This is a genomic window from Streptosporangium sp. NPDC001681 (assembly GCF_040298085.1).
Classification (GTDB): Bacteria; Actinomycetota; Actinomycetes; order Streptosporangiales; family Streptosporangiaceae; genus Streptosporangium.
Window position 1 is genome coordinate 1 of the sequence record NZ_JBEOZN010000030.1, and the last position, 9,625, is coordinate 9,625.

The following is a 9,625-nucleotide window of genomic DNA, read 5'->3' on the forward strand; positions in this document are numbered from 1 at the left end:
GTCCTGCCAGGGCAGACGACCGGCCGCCGGGCGACATCACATGAAGGCCACCGCTGACCGTCCGCACCAGCCCACAACGACAACGGCCACCCGACCGGGGCCGGCGACCGACCCGCCGCACCACACGTCCGCGCCCCGTTCAGGGAGCGCGGCCGCGCCGTCTCCGTCGCCTCTCGCCGGGCACGGCCGAGGTCAGGTGGCGGGAGGATCCGCCAGCTGGGTACGGATTTGGGCGGCGATCGCGGGTGGCATCGTGTCGGCCAGTTCGAGCGCCTCCTCCGAGACGCTCAGCGCCGCCTCGGTCTCGCCGACGGCCGAGTACGCCTCGCTGAGCATGACCAGGACGCGGACCACGTGGAACGGCGCGTCGATCTTGTGAAACAGGCCGAGGGCCTGGTGGAAGCGGCCGATGGCCTGTTCGGTCTGGTCGGTGGCCAGCGCCAGCTCGCCGAGGCCGAGCACGACCCGCGCCTCGGCCAGTTTCTCTCCCATGGTGCTCGCCAGTTCCAGAGCGCGCTGGAGCGTGAGGTCGGCCTCGGCGAAGTCGCCCTGGCGCAGCCGCGCGATGCCCAGGCCGTGCAGGGCGTAGGCCTCTCCGGTCGGGTCCCCGATGTTGCGTACCGTGGTGAGCGTCCGCTCGAAGACCTCGGCCGCCGACGGCAGCTCTCCCGAGCGGAGGTAGGTCTCGCCCAGCCGGTGCAGGACCTGTGCCTCCACGCGCCGGCTGCCGCCGACCCTGCTGAGTTCCAGCGCCTCGCTCAGCAGTCGCTTGGCCGCGTCGAGGTCCTCGCAGTCCAGTCTGATCTGGGCCACGCTGTGCAGCACGTAGGCGGAGGCGACCTGGTCATCGGTCCTGCGGAAGATCGTCAGCGCGCGTTCGTAGCGTTCCACGGCGTCGTCGAGTCGGCCGCTGATCCGGTCCAGGAAGGCGATGTTGCGGATGACGAGGGCCACGCCGAGGTCGTCGCCCGCCTCCTCGAACAGTTCCGCGGCCGCCTCGAAGTCGCGGCGCGCGTCTCCGAACCGCTGCTCGGCGATGTAGAGCGAGCCGATCGAGTAGAGCATCGCCGCCTGCCCCCTGCGGTCCCCCGCCCGCCGGGCGGCGGCCAGCGCGACCTCGTGGGTCTCCCGCCAGTCGTCGAAGTAGATCCTCGACTCGAACAGGGTCACGGCGCTGATCGCGAGATCCCAGCAGAGCTCGACGAACCCGGCCTGCGCCGCCTGGCGGATCCCCGCGACCAGCGTCAGCCGCTCGCGCTCGTACCAGGGCAGGGGGGCCATGACCAGCTTCTCGACCAGCCGGTCGGGCAGCGACCAGCGCGGGGCGTCGCTGTGCACCTGCACGTAGTCGCCGCCGTACTCGCGGCGGTGCGCCTCCCCGGTCAGGAAGAGCAGTCCGCCGAGCACCCTCTCCAGCGCGGCCTTGCGGTCGGCGACCGCCTCCTCGGTGGCGAGGCGCTCGCGGGCGAAGACGCGGATCAGGTCGTGGAAGCGGTACTGGCCGTGCACGCCGTACCCGGTGTCCGTCGCCTCGATCAGCTGGGTGTCGGCCAGGTCGTCGAGCAGGTCCTGGGCGTCCGCGGGGTCGCTGTCGAGCAGCGCGGCGGCGACCCAGCCGGAGAAGTGCCGGAACTCCAGGATGGCCAGGCGCCTGAACAGCCTCCGCGCGTCCTCGCTGACGCTTTCGTAGGTCAGGGAGATGCTCGCCCTGATGCCCAGGTCCCCGTGCTTGAGCTCGTCGAGCCTGCGGGTCTCGTCTTCGAGCCGGCCCACCAGCTGGTCGATCGTCCAGTGCGGGCGGGCCGCGAGCCTGGCGCCCGCGATGCGCAGCGCCAGCGGGAGGTGACCGCAGAGGTCCGCCAGCCGGGCCGCCGCCTCGTGCTCGGCCTGTACCCGTTCGACGCCCGCGATACGGGAGAGCAGGTCGACCGACTGCCGCGAGTCGAAGAGGTCCACGTCGAGGTGGGCGGCACCGGGCAGGCCGGCCAGCCGGGTCCTGCTGGTGATTATCACCGCGGCCTCGGGATTGCCGGGAAGCAGGGGCAGCACCTGGCTCTCGCTCCTGGCGTCGTCCAGGACGATCAGCATCCTGCGTCCGGCGAGCAGCGCGCGGTACATCTCCGCCCGCTCGTCCACCCCGTCGGGGATGGCGGTGCCCGGCACGCCCAGCGCCCGCAGGAAGCGTTCGAGCACCTGCCCGGAACCGAGCGGGCGTGACTCCCCTCCGTGCAGGTCGGCGAAGAGCTGGCCGTCCTCGTAGCGGCCGGCGACGCTGTGCGAGACGTGCACCGCGATCGTGGACTTGCCGATCCCCGGCTTGCCGACCACGGCGATGATGGGCACGGCGAGTCGCTGCCGGTCCTCCGCGGCGAACGTGAGCTGCCTGCGGATGGCCTCGACCAGTTTGATCCGGCCGGTGAAGTCCGCGATGTCGGTGGGAAGCAGCCGGGGCACGGTCCGGTGCGCGACCGGCACCTCGTTCGTCTCCCCGTGACGCTGGAGCTGCTGCGGTTGTTGCTGCTGCCGCTCCGGCGGGTCAAGGCTCTCGTCGGAGGTGAGGATCGCGTACTCGAGTTGCTGCAGGCTCTCGTTGGGCTCGATGCCCAACTCGTCGATCATCGTCTGGCGGGCGCGGCGGTAGACCGTCAACGCCTCCGCCTGGCGCCCGGAGCGGTAGAGCGCGAGCATCAACTGGCCGCGTAGCCGCTCCCTGAGCGGATGTTCCTCGACAAGCTCGCTGAGCTCGCCGACCAGCTCGTGGTGCCTGCCGAGTTCCAGCTCCAGATCGACGCAGTCCTCGTTGGCGTTGATCCGGCGCTCGGTCAGCCTGCTGACCGCCGCCTGCACGAGCCGGCTCTCCTGGCCGTCGAGGGCGGGGCCCCGCCAGAGGGCGAGCGCGTCCCGGTAGTGTCTGACCGCCTCCTCCGGGTTGCGGTTCTCGCGGGCCTGGCGGGCCTGGCTCAGCAGGTTCTCGAAGTTCTGGGAGTCGAGCTGCCCCTCGGTGACCCGCAGGGTGTATCCCTGGGAATGGGTCGCGATGACGTCGAGGTTGCCGTGGGCGGCGAATAATCGCCGGAGTGAGGAAATGCAGATCTGCACCTGCGCGCGCGAGGTACTGGGAAGGTCGTCGCCGTAGATCGCGTCGGTCAGTCGCCCGATGGTGACCATGCGATTGGCCTCCAGCAGAAGGCAGGCGAGAACCACCTGTTGCCGGGGTGCCCCCAGATCCAGGCGCTGGGAACCGGCCACGACTTCCAGAGGACCGAGGATCCGATACTCCACCCGAATCTCCTTACAGAGTCGCGGCCTGTCCAGGAAATCACCGCATGGTTTTGCGTAAGAGAGACGTCAGGCACCTGACCATTAACTTAAACCCAGGGAAAATATACCGAATCCCAACCGTCCATAACCCTGAACACATAACCCAGTGATCACGACGGGTGATTTTATGTGTATGAACCGCTGTCTGCCCGGGATCATACAACGTCGCCGGGTGGAGAACCAGGGGGGTTTGTTAAGGTCTGACCTGACTTGCGACTAACGGGTGGGTTTGAGACGCGAAGAAGCGGCCGGGCCTTGGACGGCTCCGACCGCTCCGGCGGATCCCCGCCGCCGGTGACCACCGGGCGGGGGGGTGCAGTTCAGCCCCAGGGGGTGTTGCTGGCGAGCACCACGGTCTCCGGGGACCCGCCGGCGGCGACCGCGGGGAGGACGGCGGTGAGGCCGAGGCACCCCAGGATGGCGGCGGCGGCGACGATGGACCGGAGAGCGTTGGAGCTAGCGAATTTCCGCATTTTCTGCACCTCTTGTCGTGTCTTTCTGGCTGCTGTTCGCCTGTCTGCTTCAAAACGTAGGCAGCCCCCCTATCCAGCCTTTATCCGATCTCTTCTGATCCGGCATCCGCCCCATTCGCCGGCGAAAGATAGGGAGCGGTAGCCGATGGATAGCGGGCCGAAAGCGGACGGATAACGCTCCGGTGGAACCTGATGGGACCGAGGTCGCGTGATACGGGTCACGCGGCCCCGACCAGAAGATGGGTATCCTCACCATGAGCATCGCCACGCAGGCACTTGACGGCGTCTACGGCCGATCCGCGGCCGGTGTCCGAGCTCGCCTGGAGCGAGCCGTGGGCGCGGACTGGCAGCAGGTCTCCGAGGGAGAGACCGACATCGAGGGAAACGTAAAAGAATGGATGGACGAATTCATGGAGCGCGGGCTCTATCGTCTCGTCCTCGCCACCGACCACTATTTCGCCGGGCTTGGCATGACCACCTCCTATCCGGAGGTCACGGTGATGTTCAGAATGCACGACGAGTGCATGCCCTATCACATCCAGGTCGTGCTGGCACCGCACTCGTACACGACGTATTTCGGCGTCCGCGGTTGACTCCGCGAGCGGCGGAGTCCGTTCTCCTGAGGGAAGCGAACATGCCTGTTCAACAATTGGCGGTACCTGGCCCCCACAACCCCGGAGCCGACGAGGGCACGCCCTCGGTCGTCGCCCGCTGCCTGAGCAACTTCCGTCTGGAGGTCGACGGGCAGGCCGTGTCACACTGGCGCGCCGGCAAGGCCCGGGCCCTGTTCCAGTACCTGCTGGTCAACCGTGATCGGTTCGTCCACCGGGACCGGCTGCACGAGGTGCTGTGGCCGGAAAGAGCGGACCACCACTCCAGTTCGCTCAAGGTGGCCGTGCACGGCGTACGCCGGGTGCTCAACGAGTTCGAGGACAGGGACGGTTTCACCCTGCTCCACCAGAACCACGGCTACCTGCTGCGGACGAACAGCGCGTGGGTGGACATCGAGGAGTTCCAGCGCGCCTTCGACCGGGGCCGGGACGCCTGGGTCGCCAAGGACCACGACACCGCGATCGCGTGGTTCCAGCGCACCGCCGACCTCTACATCGGTGACTTCCTCACCGGCGAGACCGGCGGCTGGATCAACGAGCAGCGGCAGTGGATGCGCGGGACCGCCCTGCGCGCGCTGTCCGCGCTGCGCAGCGAGTCGCTGGAACGAGAGGACTGGCCGGCCGCGATGCACTGGTGCCGCCGGACCCTCGACGTCGACCCCCACCACGAGGCCACCTACCAGACCCTGATGATGATGCACGGCGAGCTCGACGAGCTCGGCCGCGTCCTGAGCTGGTACGAGGTGTGCCGTCACCGGCTCCGCACCGACCTCGGGGTGGAGCCGAACGAGCGCACCGAGCGGCTGCTGGCCGCGCTGATGCGGGGCCGGAGCCGGCCGCCGTTGACCGGACGGTGACCATGACGACTCCGTCGTGGGAGATGGGATCGCGTTCCGCCGTTCCCGGCCCGGGAGGCTCCGTCACGGACGGGGGGCCCGACCTGGAGCGCCTGCGCGCGGCGGTCGGCGAGTTCGCCGGCTACACCGCGGCCGAGCGGTCCTGGGAACGGCTGCTGCTGGCGACCGGGCCGTGGGTCGATCCGGCGCTCGCGGCCCATCGCCGGGCACTGCTGACCTGGTTGAACGCCTGGGGGTGCCGGCTGCGCTACCCGCGCGAGGGCGAGCCGGACGTCTTCTGTGCGGAGACCGGCGCCTGGTGGGAGCGCTGGCGGGATCGCCTTCCCGGCCGGGACGTCGCACTCGCCCAGCTGGGCGACGCCGAGATCGACGCGGTGGGCGAGTGCTACGCGGACCTCGCGGCGATGCGGGCGGCCCCCGGGTCCAGACCCCGCTCGCTGGGGCCGACCGCGGCGACCAAGATGCTGCACGCCCTGCGCCCGCGAGCGCTGATGCCCTGGGACGCCGCCATCGCCGACGCCCTGCACGGTGCCCGTACGGCCGACGCCTACCGCGCGCACCTGCGGCTGGGCCGCCAGTGGGCGCGGCGCCTCCTTTCGGAGGCCGGTCTCGGCGAGGAGGCCTTGGCGGTGCGGCTGGGCCGCCCTGGCCGGCCGCTGGCGAAGATGCTGGACGACTACTGCTATCTGGTGTTCACCGCGACGACCTGACCGGGTGTCGCGGTGACGTTCACCGCGCCCCGGCCAGGCCCTCTTCCCATGGTCAGCGCAGTGACCTGACCAGGCTTCGCGCGGCCGTGCGGCTCGCGGCGAGCACCGTCTTGCCCGCGCCGCCGCTGCCCCCGGTGAAGGTGTAGACGCCCTTCGCCAGGGGGCGCAGCGACAGCCCGCCCGTGGGGTGGTAGCACTCGACCGCGGTGACGGCCCTGACCCCCCCACCTGGCGGGCGGTACCCGATCCTGGACTCGGCGACGTCCAGGATCCTGCTGGTGAGGGCGGGGTCGATCGGCACGGTTCCAGGGGTGATGTCCCATCTGTCGGTGGGCAGCCCGAGCAGGATCCTTCCCTCCGCGTACGTCCTGCCGTACAGGCCGGACGTGTCGTCGACGAACGCGCCGGGGTTCCTCCCGGCCGCGGGCCCGAGCACGTACTGGATCACCTTGGTGCGCAGTCCCGCGTCCGACAGGCCGGTGCGGGCGAGCAGGTCCTGAGTCCAGGCCCCCGCCGCCACCACAACGGCGTCGAACCTGGCCGGGCTGCCCTCTGCGGGGCGAACCTCGGCCTCCGCGGTGATCCCGTCGACCTGCCCGTCGGTGACGAACGCGCCCGACCGGGCGAGTTCGACCAGGAGCCGGTCGCGGAAGCCGTTCGGGGAGAGGTAGCCGGCGCGTTTCTCGACGACGGCCACGCTTCCCTCGGGCAGCTCGCGGAACGTGCCGCGGCTGCTGAGCTCCTCGCCGCCGATCAGGGAGATCGAGCCGGGCAGACGGCTGCGCACCAGTTCCACCAGGCCCTCGGTGCCCGGCCCCAGACCGGGGAGCAGGTACACCGAGCCGGTCTCCCGGTAGGAGGCCCACTGGCGCAGCTCCGGACTCGACTGGAGCTCGGCCAGGCTGTCGGCGGCCTCCAGGCAGAGTGCGGGATCCGGTTCGAACGCCCTGGTCAGGCCGCCTGAGGCGGAGCTGGCGTCGGCCCGCCTGTGCGGCTCTCCGGTGTACAGGTGGACGGCGCTGCCCCTGATGACCTCGCACAGCCGCCAGGCCAGCATGGCCCCCGCGATCCCACCGCCCACAACAGCGATTCTGAGCATCTCATCCCTCCGTTCATGTCGCCGAGGCGGTCGCGGGCCGCGACTCGTCGGCCTTGTGCGGGTCACGCATGCCGATCAGGCCCGCCACGGTCGCGATCGCGGAGACCAGGGCCGCCCACAGCCACACCGAGCGTCCGACCTGGAACCACACCAGGGTTCCGATCACCGGCCCGATCGCGGTGCCGAGCCCGAAGACGCTCTGCATGGCGCCGATGTAGCGGCCGCGGAGCCGTTCGGGGCCGGCCAGGGCGGGGTAGGCGAACGTGGTGGGCCCGCCGATGATCTCCGAGAGCGTCCAGACCAGGGTGCCGATCATGAACCAGATCGGGAGCGGGGATATCGCGTAGATCGCGTAGCCGACCGAGACCAGGCCGAGGCCGAGCAGCGCGGTCAGCCGGATCGGCCACTTCTGCACGACCTTCGTCATCGCCAGCTCGCAGGTGATGACGATGAAGCCGTTCAGCGAGACGGCCGCGCCGTACCACCACAGGCTGATCCCGGCGGCGGAGATGTCCAGCGGCAGGGTGGCCGTGTACTGGCAGTAGACGATGGAGGTGAGCAGCATCGCGAGCAGGTAGACGCTGTAGCGCCAGTCGGCGAACACCGCGAGGTAGCCGGAGCGGCCCCGCGTCGCCGGGTCCGCCTCCGCCGCCACCGCCTCCTGCTCCTTCGCCACGTACGCGGCGTGCGCGGCGCGCTTGGGCAGTGCGAACATCACAGTGACGCCGAAGATCAGCGCCGCGGCGGCCTCGCCCCAGAAGAGCGCGTTGTAGGAGACGGACAGCAGCGCGGCGCCGATCAGCGGGGCGGCGGTCATGCCGAGGTTCAGGCCGAGCCGGTACATCGCCGTGATCATCACGACCCGGTGCCTCGGCGTCAGCTCGGTCAGCATGGTCTGGGCCGCCGGCCGGTAGAACTGGCCGACCGTACTGACCAGGAAGACCGCGGCGAGCAGCAGCGTGTAGGTCGGGGCGTAGAGGATGGACACGATCAGGGCCGCTGAGCCGGCCATGCTGATCAGCGTGACCGTCCGGGCACCGAGACGGTCGGACAGCGATCCGCCGGCGAACGAGCCCACCACCGCACCGGCTCCGTACACGCCCAGCGCCAGCCCGGCCTGGGTGGCGGAGAAGCCCCGGTCGGTCAGGAAGAGCACCAGGTAGATCTGGATGAACGCGGCGAGCCTGCTGATGAAGCCGCCGAAGAGCAGCGCCTTGACGGCGCGCGGGGTCTCCCGCAGGGTGACGAACACCCCGTCGTCCGGCTTGGCCGGGGGCTCAGGAGGCATGTTCTTCTCGTTCTCGATAACGGCGGTCACGCTGTTGCCCTCACCTTCAGGCAGGCCTCGGCGGCGTCCAGCGCCGCCCGGCATTCGTCGACGGTCTCTGACAGCGCGGTGGCGTAGGCGATACGCCCCCACAGGGTGCCCTTGGGCGGTGGTGAGACGGTCGCCCCGGGGGCGACCACCGGGACCGCCCTGTCGATCTCCGGGGGCAGGCCGGTCTCGTCGAACTCGATCGACTCGATCGTGGTGTCGTCCTCGGCGACGTAGAAGAAGCGCACCCCGCCCACGAGCTTGCGCTCGGGGGCGAGTGCGGGGGTGCGGCCGCAGGCCACCGCGGCGGCGGCCAGGCCGGGGTTGATCCCGGTGGTGAGTAGCCCGAGGTAGGGGATCATGTCCCCGCCCAGGCGGGCGTTCACCTCGATGACGCGCAGTCCCCTGGAGGAGAGCTTGATCTCGGTGTGGGTGAACCCGTCGGTGAACCCGAGAGCGGTGTGCGTGTCCTGCAGGACGCGGCAGAACTCCGGGTCCTGCAGGAGCGCGTCCTGGGCGTCGACGAAGTGACCCACCTCCTCGCAGTACGGCTCGTAGCCCAGGACCTTCCTGCCGAGGAAGAGCGGGGTCACCACGCCGCCCTGGACGACGGCGTCCACGCTGACCTCGGGGCCGTCGGCGAACTCCTCGACCAGGACGGGAATCTCGTAGGTCGCCCCGTCGGGGACCGTCAGCTCCCGGACGAAGGCGAACCGCTCCGCCAGCTCCGAGGGGTCCTCGACCCTGATCACACCCAGGCTGCCGCCGAGGCCGCGCGGCTTGAGGATGGCCGGATAGCCGACCTCCTCCGCGGCCCGCAGGGCCTCTTCCAGCGTGGCGACGGCCAGCGACCTGGGCTGCGGCACGCCGAGTGCGTCGAGCGCGACACGGGTGCGGTGCTTGTCGCGGCAGCGGCGCACCATCTCGGGGTCGCCGCCGGGCAGGCCGAGGGCCTCGGAGACGTACGAGGCGGCCAGGATCCTGGCCTCGTCCCAGCAGAGCACCCCGTGCACGGGTTCGCGGGCGGCCAGCTCCAGTGCGACGCCTGCCATCGCGGGGCCGTCGGTCGTGTCGGCGACCACGGTCCAGCCGGTGACGTACTCCTGTTCCCAGCCGGGTTCGGCGGTCACCAGGAGGTGAATGCGGTATTCGGTGGCGATGGAGCGCAGCAGGTACTCGCGGTAGTGCCGCATTCCCGTCGAGACCACCAGGATCAGCGGCCTGGTGTCGGTGGTCATC

8 protein-coding genes are annotated in these 9,625 nt (G+C 70.2%); 3 read left to right on the forward strand and 5 right to left on the reverse strand.

All coding sequences use genetic code 11. From position 1 onward, the window contains the following. Positions 1-192: 192 nt before the first annotated feature. Together ABT130_RS16145 and ABT130_RS16150 are read right to left on the reverse strand one after the other, a co-directional pair. Positions 193-3,282, reverse strand: coding sequence for an AfsR/SARP family transcriptional regulator (locus ABT130_RS16145; protein ID WP_350919874.1), 3,090 nt, complete (start codon positions 3,280-3,282; stop codon positions 193-195). A gap of 359 nt (positions 3,283-3,641) precedes the next feature. Beyond that, positions 3,642-3,794 carry a hypothetical protein gene (locus ABT130_RS16150; RefSeq protein WP_350919877.1) on the reverse strand — a complete coding sequence of 51 codons (153 nt, stop codon included), beginning with the start codon at positions 3,792-3,794 and terminating at the stop codon, positions 3,642-3,644. A 254-nt stretch (positions 3,795-4,048) separates the two neighbouring features. Here ABT130_RS16150 and ABT130_RS16155 point away from each other — a divergent pair, with 254 nt between their 5' ends. From ABT130_RS16155 to ABT130_RS16165, 3 genes are read left to right on the forward strand one after another with little or no spacing between them, the layout of a single operon-like run. Next, complete coding sequence (locus ABT130_RS16155) at positions 4,049-4,387, forward strand: hydroxyisourate hydrolase (RefSeq protein WP_326641313.1); 339 nt, start codon at positions 4,049-4,051, stop codon at positions 4,385-4,387. 41 nt (positions 4,388-4,428) lie between these two features. Next, the gene (locus ABT130_RS16160) at positions 4,429-5,262 is read left to right on the forward strand and encodes an AfsR/SARP family transcriptional regulator (RefSeq protein ID WP_350919880.1); all 834 of its coding nucleotides are present in this window, start codon (positions 4,429-4,431) and stop codon (positions 5,260-5,262) included. Between the two features lie 23 nt (positions 5,263-5,285). Beyond that, positions 5,286-5,972, forward strand: coding sequence for a hypothetical protein (locus tag ABT130_RS16165; protein ID WP_350956163.1), 687 nt, complete (start codon positions 5,286-5,288; stop codon positions 5,970-5,972). A 52-nt stretch (positions 5,973-6,024) separates the two neighbouring features. Here ABT130_RS16165 and ABT130_RS16170 read toward each other — a convergent pair whose 3' ends face one another. Genes ABT130_RS16170 through ABT130_RS16180 form a run of 3 tightly spaced genes read right to left on the reverse strand, consistent with a single transcriptional unit; the run spans position 6,025 to position 9,624 of the window. After that, a complete protein-coding gene (locus ABT130_RS16170; RefSeq protein ID WP_350919886.1) occupies positions 6,025-7,071 on the reverse strand; it encodes an FAD-dependent oxidoreductase in 1,047 nt (348 codons plus the stop codon). A 13-nt stretch (positions 7,072-7,084) separates the two neighbouring features. Beyond that, the gene (locus tag ABT130_RS16175; RefSeq protein WP_350956165.1) at positions 7,085-8,389 is read right to left on the reverse strand and encodes an MFS transporter; all 1,305 of its coding nucleotides are present in this window, start codon (positions 8,387-8,389) and stop codon (positions 7,085-7,087) included. Beyond that, positions 8,386-9,624 carry an ATP-grasp domain-containing protein gene (locus tag ABT130_RS16180; RefSeq protein WP_350919892.1) on the reverse strand — a complete coding sequence of 413 codons (1,239 nt, stop codon included), beginning with the start codon at positions 9,622-9,624 and terminating at the stop codon, positions 8,386-8,388. The genes ABT130_RS16175 and ABT130_RS16180 overlap by 4 nt, the downstream gene beginning before the upstream one ends. Position 9,625: the final 1 nt, after the last annotated feature.